Genomic DNA, 14,231 nt, shown 5'->3' with positions numbered 1-14,231 from the left:
AAATAGCCTAAAGCGCTAAATTAACTTTTGCTTTGGCCTTGCCCATCAGATGTCGACCACGGCCTGCACGTAACTGCCGTCCTTTTCCTGCCCGATTTCCATCAGGTGATAGGTGACGGCCTTAACCGCCGTCCGCTCCGGATGCTTGGCGGGATTGAATTTCTCCCCCCAGACCTGAGCCGAAAGCCGAAGCCCCTCCGGCACCTTTTCTATCTTAACTTCGAACTTTGAGAATACTAAATTTTCTGAATCATGGAGGTAAATTAGCTTGTCCAACCAATCGTAAAGCAAAGCGGACTCATCCTCTGCCACCAGTTCCACCTCCAATCTTTCCCGCGCCTCAACCCGGCTGGTGTCAACCATGATTTCAAACAACGCCAGCGCCGCATTCTCAAAGGCCTCCGCCAGGTCCCGGCCATACGCCCTGAAGCCGATGTCGCTGGGGTGCTCTACCCAATCAAATTTTTTCATCGACACACCATCCAACCTTGCCGCGACCGGTTCCAAATTAACTGAGCGCCGGCTTTAAATACCCTTTTTAAAGGCGGCGGCGAGATGGAGACAATGGTGCCGACCAAAGCGGGAGTTTCTTCTTATCCAACGAACTGAACATACTATTCGACCAAGAAAGGTTGGTCCGGATGAGGTAGAGTTTGAAGATAAAAGGATGACATGGGCAAACATTCGCCCACCCCCTCCAACGGCCCCTGAGGCCGTCCGAATTGTTAAAAATATTTCCTACTTGTTGATAGTAGCTCTCAATTTTGCTTTTAGAAACATTGACGGGTATTATTTTGAATCATTGAGCCTTGCCTGCCCAGGCAATGGGGAAAACTGAATGGATGGGGGATTTTGGCTGAGAGTATTTAGATCTTCAAGGCGCCGGGGAGGGGATTTGAACCCCTGCGGCCCGATGGGCCACACGCTCTCAAGGCGTGCGCCTTACCTGGCTTGGCTACCCCGGCCCACTAACTACTGAAAACGCCGAGGATAAATTATTACCCCGGCTACCGCGGCCCCGTTTCACCTAGTTTTCATCGAGAAAAAGGCGACCGTCAGAAGTATGAACGAGACCCAGATCAGCAGAAAGCCGACCACCACGATGCTTAGGGCGGCTCCAATCAGCATTACTGTCCCAGCAGTGGCAAACATGTGAACATCGGTTTTATCGCTCAGGATGTTCAAAGTCCGGCGGAAGTAGATCACCGCAATCAGGACGCAGACGAAGACTACCACCAGCGCCGCTAGGATACCACCTAAGAGTGGCCAAAATCCAGGAGTCGACATGCCCATGAACATGCGGCCCATCCCGGCCCAATTGGGGTTAAAGAGATCCACTCCAAGCTGGGAGAAAAACTGCAGCGAGGTCAAAATCACGATCACCAGCCCGGCCACCGCGCCCACGACTGCTATCACAACACCTTGCAGGGCATTGCTGAATATCTTCCTGTCCCTGAAATCCCTCGCCATGCCGCTCAGGGCGATGAGCAGAAGTATCAGTCCCACGAGCCCCAAGACCCCGGCCACCGCTCCCATCGCTAGGGGAGACAGAACTATTAACAGGGCCCCCACGCCACCCAAGTTCTTGTGAGATTCCAGCGCCATTGAGTTCAACTTGGTTTACCCTGAAATAAAGGTTTCGAGGACCAAAAGATTTTTGACTTGTATGAAGAAAAATAATTGTAGAGAAAAGTATTGAGGTTAAATGCCGGTAGATAGAGATCCCATCACTTGTTGATTGCATTGGCTGGTGTGGTAAATGTACGTCCGGATGCCGCTAGATAGAATTGGGGCCGCCATAGGACCCAATGGCGAGATAAAAAAGGAAATCGAGCGGCGCACCTCCACCAAGCTGACTTTTGACAGCGAAACCGGCTGTGTCAAAATTGAGGCCGGGGAGGATCCCCTGGGCGCATTGAAGGCCGAAAATGTCCTCAAGGCGATCGCCCGGGGCTTCAGCTCGCAGCGGGCCTTCAGGCTGCTCGACGACGACCAGCTTCTCGAGATCCTCGACATCACCGATTTCGCCGGGAACTCCGAACGCGCCATCTCCCGGCTGAAGGGAAGGGTAATCGGCGAGCAGGGAAAGGCCCGGGAGACCATCGAGCACCTGACCGACACCTACATTTCCATCTACGGAAAGACGGTTGCCGCGATCGGGAGCGCCGAACAGCTGGCCGTGGCCCGGGAGGCCATCGAGATGCTGCTGAGCGGGCGGGAACACTCGACCGTCTTCAAGTTCTTGGAGAAGAAGCGCCGGGAGGGCAAGAGGATCTCACAACAGCTCTGACCCTACGACGCCCTCTCCCATTTTCAACAGCCCAATGTCTCTAAAACAATAGCCAAATTTCCATTATTTACCAAGAAAACACATTGCTGACCTTCCAAAGCCTGCCCCAATGACCGGGCATTCATAATTCGTCATGCTGTCCTTGATTTTTCCGGCATATCCTTGGCCTGCAGAACTAGCTGGAAATCGTCGAAATAACGATTTATAAGGCTAGGCGAAGGCGGATTCTATCCTTAGGATGAAAATTTTAACGCCATAGATAAGCAGGCAATGCTTTTATAGTAACTTTAATAATTTTACTATGATGAGTAAAGACACTAAAAATACTAAAGTTACCCTCAAGGTGGATGACGACACCCATCGGAGGCTGCTCGAGGTGGTTTCGAAGCTTCAGATAAAAAAGGGCAGACGCGTCACCATTGACGAGGCGATCAAGGAGCTGATAAATCATGCCCGATATTAGCGTCCGTGGCTGGGGTAAAGAGTCGGTTGTGCCGCTGAGCTGGCTGGGCTCAGGCCGAGGAATACTTTCGGCCGTCCCACCCCAAAATATGTTTATCTTTGGGGGACAAAGTGGGGCCCTGGTGGTGGATCCATGAAGAGCCTTGCCGATGAGCTTTTCGCCGACTTCAGAGAGCACAGCGTCAGCGAGTTCTTCCGCAGGAACGCCGCGATGCTGGGTTATACGGGAAAGATCCGTTCGCTGACGACGATTGTCCACGAGGGCGTGACCAATGCGATTGACGCGGCCGAAGAGGCGGGAATTCTGCCCAGAGTCACCGTGATGATAAAGCGGGTGAACGATGAACCAGAACACTTCCGGATTATCATCGAGGACAACGCCTCGGGCATCCCCGAACAGTACATCCCCGACGTCTTCGGCAAGATGCTCGCCGGGACCAAGCTGCACCGGGCCATGCAACAGCGCGGGCAGCAGGGCATCGGAATTTCCGGCTGCGTGATGTTCGGACAGATAACTTCGGGGAAACCGGCAACCGTGGTGACCTCGACCGGTAACGGTGAAACCGTTAAGGTGGACGTCATGATCGATGTCGACAAGAACCAGGGCAAGATTGTCAGCAAGGAAAAGTTCAAGGAGAAGTGGCGGGGCACCCGGGTGGAGATAGAGGCCAAGGAGGTGGCCTACATGCGCTCCCGCTACGGCCCCTTCAACTACCTGCGCATGACCGCCATCGCCAACCCCCACGTGAGGATAAACTTCGTCGAACCCGATGGCACGCTCACCGTCTTCGAAAATGCCACCAACAAGATCCCCGAGCGGCCCAAGCCCATGCCGCTCCACCCCTGGGGGATAATGTCGGATGACCTGCTGGTGCTGGCCAAGCGCACCAAAGCTAGGACTGTCTCCGGGCTCCTCTCCACGGAGCTTTCCCGCGTGAGTAAGCAGAAGGCCGATGAGGTCTGCCGGCTCGCTAACGTCTCCCCGGAAAAGAGGCCTACGGAACTGAGCTGGGAAGAGGCCGAGAGGATTGTCTCCGCCTTCAAACAGGTCAAGCTGCTGGCCCCGCCGACCTCAGGGCTGAGGCCGATCGGGGCGGCCGAGCTGGAGAACGGCATGCGCCAGATCCTGAACCCTGAGTTTGTCCACACGCTCACCCGCCCGCCGAAGGTTTACCGCGGCGGCCTGCCCTTCATCGTCGAGGTCGGCATCGCCTACGGCGGCAACTCGGGAAAGTCCCTCGAGAACAAGGGCGACAATGAGGGGGCGGAAGGCGAGGTGGGCATGGATCTCATCAGGTTCGCCAACCGGGCTCCGCTCATCTTCGACCAGGGCGGCTGCGCCATCACCGCCGCCGTGCGCAGCATCGACTGGCGCCGCTATGGGGTGGACATCACCAACGCGCCGCTGACGCTCTTCGTTAACATCTCCTCGGCCTACGTTCCCTACACCTCGGCGGGAAAGCAATCCATCGCCGACGAACCCGAGATTGTGGGTGAGGTTAGGGCGGCGGTAATGGAAGCCGCGCGCGAGTTGAAGAAGTTCCTCTACCGCCGGCTCAAGGCCAAGGAGCGGCAGGAGCGAGCGGGCATCTTTGAAAGGTTCCTTCCCGTGATTGCGCGGAAGGCGGCACGGCTGGCCGGGGTTGAGGAGCCCGACGTCAGGCCGCTGCTGAAAAAGATCGCTGGTGTTGACCATGACTAGGGAGGCCACCTCGCTGGAGAAGAAGCACCGGAAGAAGGCGCTGCAGGCCCTGGCCGAGCTGGGCCGGAAGATCGTCGAAGACATCAGGAGCGCCCAGCCGCCGAAGCTGAAGATACCCTCACGGAGCACCGCCAACATCATCTACGACAGGAAGAACCGCTACTTCGTTCTCGGACCCAGGTACGGGATCCGGTCGGCGGGGAGCATGAAGCAGGTGAAAAAGGTGGCACAGCTCCTCTGCACCGCCGAGTTTGCCAAGGAGCTCATCGAGAGCGGCAAGTTCGCCACACTCAGGGAGATGTACTACACGGCCGAGGGCTGGGAGGCCGGACCCTTCCATGACCAGAGCGAGTCGGACGCCATTATCGAGGACCTTGAGGCGACCTTCGGGCTGAAGCGGGAGAGCTTGGGGCTGATGCCGGAGGAGGACGGTGCCGCCGTTTACGGGCAGATCGTCTTCCGCGAGGGAGACGTGACCATCGACGCCACCAAGGCGGGGAGGGGTGGGTACACGATTCCGCCCACCATCGATGACGTCGAGTTTGTCAAGTGCCGGGCCAAGCGAATCATCGCGGTTGAGACGATGGGTATGTATCACCGGCTCATCCAGGAGGAGGCCTGGAAGAAGTTCGACGCCCTGATCGTGGGGCTCAAGGGACAGGCGGCCCGCGCCACCCGGAGGTTCCTCAAGCGCGCCAACGAGGAGCTGGGCCTGCCCGTCTACCTCAACTGTGACGGCGACCCCTTCGGCTACCACATCGGTATGGTCATCATCTCCGGCAGCGCCAACCTGGCCTACATCAACCACGAGCTGGCCGTGCCCGACGCCAAGTACATCGGCGTCACCGCGAGCGACATCGTCAACTACAAGCTGCCCACGGACAAGCTGCGGGAGCTGGACATCGCCCGGCTGAAGCAGCTGCTCAAGGACCCACGTTACAACACCGAGTTCTGGCAGTCTGAGATCAAGAAGATGCTCGAGATCGGCCGGAAGGCAGAGCAGCAGGCGTTCGCCAAGTATGGGCTGGCCTACGTGGTCAACGAGTACCTGCCGGCGAAGCTGAAGGAAGTGGAGAAGCAGCAGTTCCTGGGGACAAAGTGATTTTTAGTGCAATCAGCCGTACTTATCCATTTTTATAATTTTGGTTAATCGTTTGGGGCTCGGTATGGACGGAAAGGGCCACCCTCGATAAATGAGGCGAGGGGAACACAGGGAGATTGATTGCGGGCCGAAAACGCATCGAAATGCTTTAATTTCTGAATTCACACCCTTGCCAAACTCAAAGCGACTCGACAATTAGATTTTTTACCCGGAAGTCAGGCCAATTTCTTTTTCGACGAGCTTCTTCAGCTTTACGCCGCCCTTAGAGTAGTTAAGGCCAAGAAACTCGTAATCAACCCGGCTCTCCCGCAACGTCCTCAAGATTGTCCCCAACAGCGCCTTTTTCGGGTAATCTCCCGGGAACAGATCGCACCGCAGATCGTATTTTATGTCCACGAAAGAAAGCGAGGAGATAATGTCCGCACGATCCTTTACGCCTTTCTCAGCGTTCCATCGCTCCTTGGCCGCCTGCGTCTTTAATAAGAGCAACACTTCGGGTAGAGCAACCCTGAAGCCCTCGATGTTCAAGACTGGGTTCTCCCGGAAAACGCCCAAGGGACAACTGGACTACACATAAAAGGCGTGTAGATGTCAACCCCGACTCCGTCGATCAGCCTTCAAATTTTTTCGGCCTCAGATTGCGCTTGATGGTGAACCCTGATCTTAATGCTTCTGCCTGTGGCCCGTAGAAGTTGTTCTGATCGATATAGATATCGATATCGCGGCTCGAATTTCCGCGCCCAAAAGTAGACGCACCACCCACCTATCGTCACAAAATCTGCAAACCCATGAAGACGCCTAAGGACATGCCAAGAGCGTTCGACTGCTCATCTCTCAAGAGCTCTACCACAGGCCCAACGGAGCTTTTGCCTGAAGGCTAGACTACGTATATGCGTAGAGCCTGAAGGCTAGACTACGTATATGCGTAGAGCCTGAAGGCTAGACTACGTATATGCGTAGAGCCTGAGCCGAAGCTGCCTGAAACCGACCTCGTGCTCACATGGTGCCCGAAGCAACGGACTCCGTTAGTTCACATACGCGAAAAAATTGAACCTTTCGAACCCCGAACCTTCGCAACATCCGAACGAGCTTTAAAGCAACCTCGAACCGTTCCGTCATGATGGCCGATCTTTGTATCCACTGCGCTCCTGAAACGCGCAGCTTACCATAATGCCATCCTGAAAGACTTCTACCCGCTTTATCAAAAATAACCAGATACGCCCGACGCACCCGTGGCCCCAGTAACTTTTTAGAGGAAGCTCTTTTCAACAGGGGAAATCCGGCCGCGAAAACAAAATTAACCAAGCAAAGAGATCGACCGAACGAGAGTACTCTTGGATGAGGAACCAGTATTCGAAGAGCCTTTTCTCCATTTCCTCAAAATTCTCGAACTCGCGGCCCACCTCCTCCCAAAAATTTTTGTTGTGACGTTTTTCCCTCAGGTGCAGTATTTCATGGCAGACGACATAACGGATGAGCTCCCTTGGCAGACACGCCAGCAGGAAATTGAAGCTCAGGTCCCCTCTGGAGGAACAGCTGGCCCACTTGGTTTTCTGCCTCCTTATGAATATCCTGTTGAACTCCACACCAAATTTCTTGCTGTACTCTACAGCAGCCGTCTCGAGTTCCTGCCGAAGTCTTTCCCTCAGCGCATCCCTTAACCGCCTGAGCTGTCGTCGGTCATTGAGATCACATTCGAAGCTGTTTTCGTTTAAACTTACCCTCACCTTACCATCATCAACCGGAAGAAAATTCCCAAAGATTAACAGGCCGTGACCGTTCCCCATCAAAGACTTAAACCTCTCCACCGCACCTTTAATTTCACCATGTTTTCTGGAGATCCAGCCAATTTTCCTCTCCAGCAGCGATGCTTCATCCTTCCAGCCCTCGGGAAGGATTACCAGGAGCTCTCCTGTTTTGAACTCCAGCCGTGGATATCTCACCCTTCTCCGCGCCACCCGGTAGGGCAAGTCGGTTCCGTTGACCCAGATGCTCTTAGATTTCTCTAAGCCCCTTAATGATCTTGCCATACACCTCATTCCTCTCAGCAAGTGGCATCTTTTTGCGCAGGAATTTCCTCAGCTCCCTGCCAACTTCCTTCAGCGCCGTCTGTTTCCGGTTCCATCCCCCAAACAGCTTGCCGGATCTCTCCCAATCTTTCCACAGGGCTCTGACCTCCTTCACCAGCTCCTCCGACCTGCCCAGCTTTTCCTCCAGCGCCGTGAGCAGGAAATACTCCCCCTCCGAAAAGCCAAGCTCCCTCTGCCTTTTCTCCAGAGACTGGATGTCCCTGACCGCCTCGGACAGCCTTTCGTAGGCCTCCTTCACGTCGATCTTTCTGTCCTTCCATTTCCTCACTATCAGCTCAACCTTCCTCGCGATCGGCTCGTAGACCATCTTTTGAGACCTGTCGACCAAAATGTACTTGTTCAGCGCGAAGACCATGTCATACACCTTGTCCTCTAGGCTCGCGTGCGCCTTCTTGAGGTTGTTGAGATAATTCACATCCAACTTCAGGATGGGGAACTCCTCCTTCAGCTTTATCTCCAGCGTTTTGTGGATGTCCCCGAGGGTTCGGCTGAAGTATTTTCGGAAATACTCCTCGACCTCTGGCTCCTCCTCCCTCGTCCCGGTCCACCTGAGGTAGAACTGATAGATGGCGGCCAGCCACTTGAGCCTCGCGATAGAAGCTTCCGGGACGTGCCTCGGCCCCAGAAATTCGTAGAACCTGATCAGCCTCTTGTAGTTTACGAGGAACTTGTTCTCGGCGTCGTGGTCGTGGAACAGGAGCTTGACGGCCGACTTCAACGTTTCCCGGTGCGTCCTGCCCAGGTCAATTCCATCAAAGATCTCCTCGGTTTCCTGCAGCAGGGTGGTGAACTTTTTCACCTCTTCGTCCAGCTTTATGGCGACGTATTTGACGTCCTGTTTCTGATAGATCGCCAGGGCCTTTTCAAATTCCCCGAGCACGCCGACGTAGTCGATTATCAATCCGGCCTCCTTCACGCCCAGGAAGCCCTGCAGGCGCTTCTTGTCGAGGCCCACCTTCTTCTCCATCCTGGTCTGGAAAACTATCGGCAGGGTGAACCCGTCCCTGATGGAGTCCTCGATGAAGTACTTGTGGATGTAGAGCTCGCCCTGCTCGGGATAGCTGAAGGTGAGGTAGGTGTCCCTTCCCTTCTTGGCGATCGGCGTCCCGGTGAAGGCGAAGAAGAAAGCCTTTTTCAGGATGGTCCTCATCTGCTCGGCAAGCTTTCCGTACTGCGTCCGGTGGCCCTCATCCATTATCGCGATCACATTCCTCCTGTTGGAGATCACCTCCTCAGAATCCTTGGTGAACTTCAGCCCCGAGAGGTCCTCCTCCCGGAATTTGTGGATGAGCGTGATGAAGGGCTCAGGTTCAGGGGACTGGCGAAGAAGGCGACAATCGTGTACTCCGCGCTGCTCGCGAGGAACGCCCTCACCATACAGGCGCTGTTGACAAACGGACCAGAACTGCTGCGGAAGGTCGGAGTCTACAGGTACTGACGGTGAGATCTGCATGCGCAGATGTCGGCAACGCCGCATATGACTCTCTCAGACCGAGGAGACATAGTGTTGCGCGGTCGACCGGCACCTGCGCGAAATAGCTTAGGTTCTCAACGGCTATTTATTTTTGCACACCCCTAAACAAGGTTTAATTTACCGGCCACGTTGATTAACTCATTGATTCGATGAAAATTCTCGTCGCTTGTTATTCCCGGACCGGAACCACCAAAGAGGTCGGCGAAGCGATCGCCAAAGAACTCGGTGCCGATTTTGATGAAATCGTGGACCTGAAGAAGAGGACCGGCCTGCCGCCAATCCGCTTTCTGATCGCGGGAAAGGATGCCACGAGAAAAAGAAAGACGAACATCAAGTTTGAGAGGGCGGCGGCCGGATACGACCTGATAGTCATCGGCACCCCGGTGTGGGCGGGAAACATCACCCCGGCGGTGCGGACCTACCTCGGCGCCCAAAGGCTGGACGGCAAAAAGGTGGCCTTCTTCTGCACCTACAGTATCGGTCATGAAAAGGTGTTCGACGAGATGAAGGCGCTGGTACCGAAGTCGGTGGTAGTAGGGACGCTGGGCATACCAGCAAAGGAGGTTAAGGCCGGCGACTACTTGAAGAGGGCGAAGGAATTCGCCGAGAGCCTGAAGAAATAAACGGTTCCGTTGAACCTGCCGTTGCTGGACTTTTTTGTAAACGTTCTTCCGGTGTCCCACCAGAAGCATGAATATTATCTTTCTATACCAATCTATCCATTACAACGCGATAATCCCCGACCTAGGCTTACAGCCGCTTATCTTCTTCAACGGCTCAAGCTTTCTCTCCGGGCGTGGACACTTCAGACCCCGTTGCTTCTGGTGCCGAGACCGTTGGCTCGTACCTCCGCTTCCACTTCTTCTGCCTTTTTTTCTTCCGCTCACGCCAATCCGGTTTCTTCCACCGATATCTCCTCAGGCTCACTGACATCACCCTAACTCAATCCCACGTTGTCTGGATATTAAGCATCCGACCCTATTAAACCAACTTTCACCGGTCCAAAACTACACCTAGCTAAAGTTAATACGCAACACCGCCGATAAACTACCGAGAGCATGGAAAAGGTCACCACGATTAAAATTCGGGAGATGAAAAACAGCGGGGAAAAAATAGTGATGCTGGCTACCTACGACTACCTGACGGCGAAAATGGTCGACGAGGCCGGCGCAGACGCCATCCTCGTCGGCGATTCACTGGCCAACGTGGTCCTGGGCCACCGGGACACGCTTTCGGTCGGGATGGAGGAGATGCTCCACCACACCAAGGCCGTGGCCCGCGGAGTCAAGAGGGCGCTGGTGGTCGGCGACATGCCCTTCATGTCTTACCAAGCTAGCACTGAGGACGCCATCAGAAATGCCGGGCGCTTTCTCAAGGAGGGTCACGCCGAGGCCGTGAAGGTTGAGGGCGGGCACAAGATGATAAGAAAGGTTGAAGCCATCATCGATGCCGGGATTCCGGTGATGGGCCACCTCGGCCTGACCCCGCAGTGGGTGCACCAGTTCGGCGGCTACCGCGTCCGGGGCAAAACCTGGTCCGCCGCGCGCGCCATCCTCGAGGACGCCCAGAGGCTGGAGCGGGCGGGCGTCTTCAGCTTGGTGCTCGAGGCCATGCCCTGGCAGCTGGCCAAGCTGATCACCGAAAAGCTGGAGATCCCGACGATCGGGATCGGCGCCGGTCCCTACTGCGACGGGCAGGTCCTAGTGCTGCACGACCTCATCGGCCTCACCGGGCCCAGCGTCCCCAAGTTTGTCAAGCGCTACGCCGAGCTCGATAAAGGGATACTGAAAGCAGTGGAAGACTTCAAGCGCGACGTCAAGTCGGGCAAGTTTCCGGCGCTGGCGCAGAGCTACGAGATGCCGCCCGAGGAGATGCGCAAGTTAATCCGCGGTTTCCGGCAGAAAAAATGAATTTTAAGCACCTTTAAATATTGAAAAAAGGAGGATTAAAGCGACGAAACGGAGGTGTAAAAATGGCTTATGTAGTTAAGTCCGCGGTGAGGGAACTCCTCAAGGGAATGAGGGCCAGCGACGACTTCTTCAAAGCACTGGACGCGGTAGTGGCGGCGAGCTGCAAGAAGGCCATCGAGAGAGCCAAGGGCAACGGCAGAAAGACCCTCAGAGGAATAGATCTCTAATCCAAAAATTTCCGGTGGCGGCTGTGGCTGCCACTGCTTTTAATTTTGTTCAACCTTTTACTCGGTCTATTTTTCTTCTTCCCAGCGCCTGGAGATACTCCACCTCAACGCCCTCCTTGACGTCGCCGCGGAGGTTAATGGGTATGGGCAGCTCGAAGGTCTCGTAGGTGTTGAGGTCCATCAGCTGGGCATTGTTGGAGACAATCGCCAGCACCTGAGCACTACCCCGCTCGATTATCGGCACCTCAACCTTGGCGCTGGTCGGCTTCACGATGGTCCGCTTCTGCCCGTCAAAAAGTCCGATGGCATCGATCTTGGCCTTGGCGTGGCCGTGCTTCCCCGGAGCCGAGGTGGAAAAGCCGACGATGCGGCAGGGCTCGTCATCGATGATGATGAAGCGACCCTCCTTGAGCTTACCGACTTCAGTGACCTCCTTCATTATCATCCCGTAGAAATTCTCCTGACTTACTTAAAAGCTTGGCGCAAGGTTTAATCCTCAAAGGAAAAATCAAATCCGTGGAACCTTGAGAATCGGAATCGTTGCTCGAACCGATGGTGACTCCGACCTCGAGATGGTGGCAAAGGTCATCAAGTACCTTAAGGGAGAGGAGGTCGTGCTCGAGCCGGGCCTGGCGAAGAAGATAGGGGGCGGCGCAAAGATCCAGGACCTTCGCGGATGCGACGCCATCGTGACGATCGGCGGAGACGGTACCGTCCTTCACGCCCAGCGGCTGGCGCCGGACGTGCCTATTCTGGGGATAAATCTGGGAAGAAGAGGATTTCTCGCGGAAGTCAACCCGAAGGATGCCCCGAGGGCGCTGCGGAGGCTCAGGGAGGGAAAGCTCCCCGTCGTGAGTAGGACTCGCCTAGCGACCACCCTGGCGGGAAAATCCTTGCCCGAGGCCCTGAACGATGTCGTCGTCAGCTCCGAGGTGCCAGGAAAGAGCGTCAGCCTTTCCGTATCGATCGACGGCCACGAGGCGCTTGACTTCCGCTGCGATGGCATCATTGTCGCCACGCCGACCGGAAGCACGGCCTACACGCACGCCGCCGGAGGTCCGGTGCTTGACCCCCGGCTGGAATCGCTCGTGGTCACGCCCATCTGCCCCACGCATCCCCGTCAGTGCTCAATCGTCATCCCGCCGGAGAGCTGCGTGCAGATAACACCGACTCGACCCGGGCGAGCCGCCCTGGTGATTGTTGACGGGGAACCAGTGGCCAAGGTAGATCAGGGAAAAAAGGTTGAGGTCCGCCGCTCGGACTACTGCGCGCGCTTCTTTGAATGGGAGAGCTTTTACCGTAAGGTGAAGGAGAAGTTATTGTGACACGTTGTGTTTTAGTGCTCGATACCTCCGCCGTTATCGCCGGCCTAGCTCCGGGAATGCTGAGGGCCGACCAGGTAACGGTGCCTGAGGTGCTCGAGGAAGCCCGCGACCTCTGCTCAAAGCTGAAGCTCGAGACCGCGGTGCTGGCGGGCAAGGTCAGGGTCGTGGAGCCGTCGAAGAAATCGCTGGAGAGGGTCCGGGAGAAGGTGGTGCACAGCGGGGACACCGTCTCCGATACCGACGTGAAGCTGCTCGCGCTGGCGCTGGACCTTGCCGAAAAAAACGCCGAAATCGTGACCGACGACTACGCCATCCAGAACCTAGCCACCCTGCTCAACCTGCCCTACCGCCGCTTCTCCATGCCGGGGATAAAGGAGGTGCTGCGCTGGGAAGCCGTGTGCCCCGCCTGCGGAAGCAAGTTCCCGCCGACCGCAACCATCTGCCTCATCTGCGGCTCAGAGCTGAAGCGGCAGGCAAGAAGGTAGTGTTTTAAAAAAGGCGGGAGATATTCCAACGAAGGTGACGGTTTGGAGGTCCTGTCCATTTCCATTATCGGTGGAGGTAAGGAACAGCGGGCCCTCGAAATTTTGAAGAGGAACGCCAAGGCCGTCACCGGCGTGGTTAAGAAGTTCGAGGAGGTCATCACCGCCTACTTCACCGACCTAGATTTCGACCGGGCGGAAAAGCTGGGCCGGGAGCTGTCCAAGCTGGAGACCGCAGCCGACAAGGGGAAGAGAGAATTCATGAAGGTGCTCGGCGAGGGCGCCTTTCTGCCCGCCTTTCGCGCCGACCTCGCTTGGCTCGCGGAACGGCTGGACACGGTCGCCGACACTGCCGAAGGTGCCATGCGCGTGCTCCTGCTGAGAAAACAGCTGCTACAGGCCTTGATCCGGGGAGAGGGGAAAAACAGGGAGATCAGGGAGTGGCGGCTCAAGTTCGCCAAGATGGCCAGGGTCACGACCCAGACGGTACAAATTCTGGAAGAGGCCATCGAGGCGCTGACCACCGACATCGGCGAGGCCACGAGAAAGGCCAACGACGTCGACCTGCTCGAGCACGAGATCGACCTGATGGAGCAGAGTCTAACCAACGACCTTTACAGCTTCGAAAAGGTCCTCGACCCCGTCAGCATCATCCAGCTCGCCGACATCATCCGCAGATCGGCCAACGTGAGCGATCGGGCCGAGGACATGAGCGACACCGTGACCATCCTGGGCTTCACGCTCACGGGCTGATCAGAACCCGAACAGCAGGGACAGGGCAAAGGAAAGCAGTCCGACCGCGGCCGGGGTAACCACCAAGGTCAACGCTATCTTGCCCAACCTCCGCTTGCTCACCGTCGCCGTGCTCTTGAAAAGAGCCGCTCCGGCAACCCCGCCGACGATGGCCTCAGAAGTCGACACCGGCATGCCAAACTGCACGAAGGACCAAACGGTCAGGGCGGCCCCGAGCTGGGCGGCAATGGCGGTGGTGGGCCCGATCTTGGCTATGCCTGAACCGACCGTCGTTATCACCCTTCTGCTGAAAGTCAGGGCTCCGGCCGCCAGCGCCACGGCTCCAAAAAGGGCAACGAGCTGGGGAGGGCTACCGAAGAAGGCGCGGACGACGCCCAACGAGGCCCCGACGTCGTTGGCGCCGAGCACGTAGGC

At 56.3% G+C, this 14,231-nt stretch carries 17 protein-coding genes and 1 tRNA gene; 10 read left to right on the top strand and 8 right to left on the bottom strand.

The features are described from left to right. Positions 1-45 precede the first annotated feature (45 nt). From ACP5PX_RS01875 to ACP5PX_RS01865, 3 genes are all read right to left on the bottom strand, one after another. Entirely contained in the window at positions 46-471 is a 426-nt protein-coding gene (locus tag ACP5PX_RS01875; RefSeq protein ID WP_428083416.1) for an archease, read from the bottom strand. A 409-nt stretch (positions 472-880) separates the two neighbouring features. Then, positions 881-965: transfer RNA gene (locus ACP5PX_RS01870), tRNA-Ser, on the bottom strand. A 58-nt stretch (positions 966-1,023) separates the two neighbouring features. Then, positions 1,024-1,605 (bottom strand): DUF996 domain-containing protein, encoded by a 582-nt coding sequence (locus tag ACP5PX_RS01865; RefSeq protein WP_428083414.1) that lies wholly within the window; start codon positions 1,603-1,605, stop codon positions 1,024-1,026. Positions 1,606-1,759: 154 nt separating this feature from the next. On the opposite strand from ACP5PX_RS01865, the gene ACP5PX_RS01860 reads away from it, so the two are divergent. The 4 genes from ACP5PX_RS01860 (at position 1,760) to ACP5PX_RS01845 (ending at position 5,556) form a co-directional block, all read left to right on the top strand. Next, on the top strand, positions 1,760-2,290 hold the full coding sequence (locus tag ACP5PX_RS01860; RefSeq protein ID WP_428083412.1) for a KH domain-containing protein: 531 nt from the start codon (positions 1,760-1,762) through the stop codon (positions 2,288-2,290). A gap of 301 nt (positions 2,291-2,591) precedes the next feature. Further along, complete coding sequence (locus tag ACP5PX_RS01855; protein WP_428083410.1) at positions 2,592-2,753, top strand: hypothetical protein; 162 nt, start codon at positions 2,592-2,594, stop codon at positions 2,751-2,753. Positions 2,754-2,885: 132 nt separating this feature from the next. After that, the gene (gene top6B, locus ACP5PX_RS01850; RefSeq protein ID WP_428083408.1) at positions 2,886-4,454 is read left to right on the top strand and encodes a DNA topoisomerase VI subunit B; all 1,569 of its coding nucleotides are present in this window, start codon (positions 2,886-2,888) and stop codon (positions 4,452-4,454) included. Beyond that, positions 4,447-5,556: a DNA topoisomerase IV subunit A gene (locus tag ACP5PX_RS01845; RefSeq protein ID WP_428083406.1), complete on the top strand. Its 1,110-nt coding sequence runs from the start codon at positions 4,447-4,449 to the stop codon at positions 5,554-5,556. Before top6B ends, ACP5PX_RS01845 begins: the two co-directional genes overlap by 8 nt. Before the next feature lie 204 nt (positions 5,557-5,760). On the opposite strand, the gene ACP5PX_RS01840 is transcribed toward ACP5PX_RS01845, so the two are convergent. The 3 genes from ACP5PX_RS01840 to ACP5PX_RS01830 all read right to left on the bottom strand — a co-directional run bounded on the left by ACP5PX_RS01840 (position 5,761) and on the right by ACP5PX_RS01830 (position 9,123). Then, positions 5,761-6,111: a hypothetical protein gene (locus ACP5PX_RS01840; RefSeq protein ID WP_428083404.1), complete on the bottom strand. Its 351-nt coding sequence runs from the start codon at positions 6,109-6,111 to the stop codon at positions 5,761-5,763. A gap of 710 nt (positions 6,112-6,821) precedes the next feature. After that, the gene (locus ACP5PX_RS01835; RefSeq protein WP_428083402.1) at positions 6,822-7,586 is read right to left on the bottom strand and encodes a M48 family metallopeptidase; all 765 of its coding nucleotides are present in this window, start codon (positions 7,584-7,586) and stop codon (positions 6,822-6,824) included. Then, complete coding sequence (locus ACP5PX_RS01830; protein ID WP_428083400.1) at positions 7,552-9,123, bottom strand: DEAD/DEAH box helicase family protein; 1,572 nt, start codon at positions 9,121-9,123, stop codon at positions 7,552-7,554. Before ACP5PX_RS01830 ends, ACP5PX_RS01835 begins: the two co-directional genes overlap by 35 nt. Before the next feature lie 146 nt (positions 9,124-9,269). Between ACP5PX_RS01830 and ACP5PX_RS01825 the strand changes: the two genes are divergently transcribed. The 3 genes from ACP5PX_RS01825 to ACP5PX_RS01815 all read left to right on the top strand — a co-directional run bounded on the left by ACP5PX_RS01825 (position 9,270) and on the right by ACP5PX_RS01815 (position 11,257). Next, a complete protein-coding gene (locus ACP5PX_RS01825) occupies positions 9,270-9,743 on the top strand; it encodes a flavodoxin family protein (RefSeq protein WP_428083398.1) in 474 nt (157 codons plus the stop codon). A gap of 435 nt (positions 9,744-10,178) precedes the next feature. Continuing rightward, positions 10,179-11,030 carry a 3-methyl-2-oxobutanoate hydroxymethyltransferase gene (gene panB / locus ACP5PX_RS01820; protein WP_428083396.1) on the top strand — a complete coding sequence of 284 codons (852 nt, stop codon included), beginning with the start codon at positions 10,179-10,181 and terminating at the stop codon, positions 11,028-11,030. 62 nt (positions 11,031-11,092) lie between these two features. Beyond that, the gene (locus tag ACP5PX_RS01815; RefSeq protein ID WP_428083394.1) at positions 11,093-11,257 is read left to right on the top strand and encodes a DUF1931 domain-containing protein; all 165 of its coding nucleotides are present in this window, start codon (positions 11,093-11,095) and stop codon (positions 11,255-11,257) included. Positions 11,258-11,306: 49 nt separating this feature from the next. On the opposite strand, the gene ACP5PX_RS01810 is transcribed toward ACP5PX_RS01815, so the two are convergent. Then, positions 11,307-11,699 carry a translation initiation factor IF-5A gene (locus ACP5PX_RS01810; protein ID WP_428083522.1) on the bottom strand — a complete coding sequence of 131 codons (393 nt, stop codon included), beginning with the start codon at positions 11,697-11,699 and terminating at the stop codon, positions 11,307-11,309. Positions 11,700-11,781: 82 nt separating this feature from the next. Here ACP5PX_RS01810 and ACP5PX_RS01805 point away from each other — a divergent pair, with 82 nt between their 5' ends. The 3 genes from ACP5PX_RS01805 to ACP5PX_RS01795 are packed head-to-tail and all read left to right on the top strand — an operon-like array spanning position 11,782 to position 13,817. Beyond that, the gene (locus ACP5PX_RS01805; RefSeq protein WP_428083392.1) at positions 11,782-12,582 is read left to right on the top strand and encodes an NAD(+)/NADH kinase; all 801 of its coding nucleotides are present in this window, start codon (positions 11,782-11,784) and stop codon (positions 12,580-12,582) included. A gap of 14 nt (positions 12,583-12,596) precedes the next feature. After that, complete coding sequence (locus tag ACP5PX_RS01800) at positions 12,597-13,067, top strand: NOB1 family endonuclease (protein WP_428083390.1); 471 nt, start codon at positions 12,597-12,599, stop codon at positions 13,065-13,067. Positions 13,068-13,109: 42 nt separating this feature from the next. Then, positions 13,110-13,817 (top strand): TIGR00153 family protein, encoded by a 708-nt coding sequence (locus ACP5PX_RS01795; protein ID WP_428083388.1) that lies wholly within the window; start codon positions 13,110-13,112, stop codon positions 13,815-13,817. On the opposite strand, the gene ACP5PX_RS01790 is transcribed toward ACP5PX_RS01795, so the two are convergent. Further along, positions 13,818-14,231, bottom strand: a 414-nt coding sequence (locus ACP5PX_RS01790) for an inorganic phosphate transporter (protein ID WP_428083386.1), incomplete at its 5' end; no start/stop codon positions are given. It abuts the gene before it with no gap.

It is taken from the genome of Hadarchaeum sp. (SeqCode), assembly GCF_049969415.1.
Classification (GTDB): Archaea; Hadarchaeota; Hadarchaeia; order Hadarchaeales; family Hadarchaeaceae; genus Hadarchaeum.
This window is presented reverse-complemented; position numbering and strand designations above follow the sequence as displayed.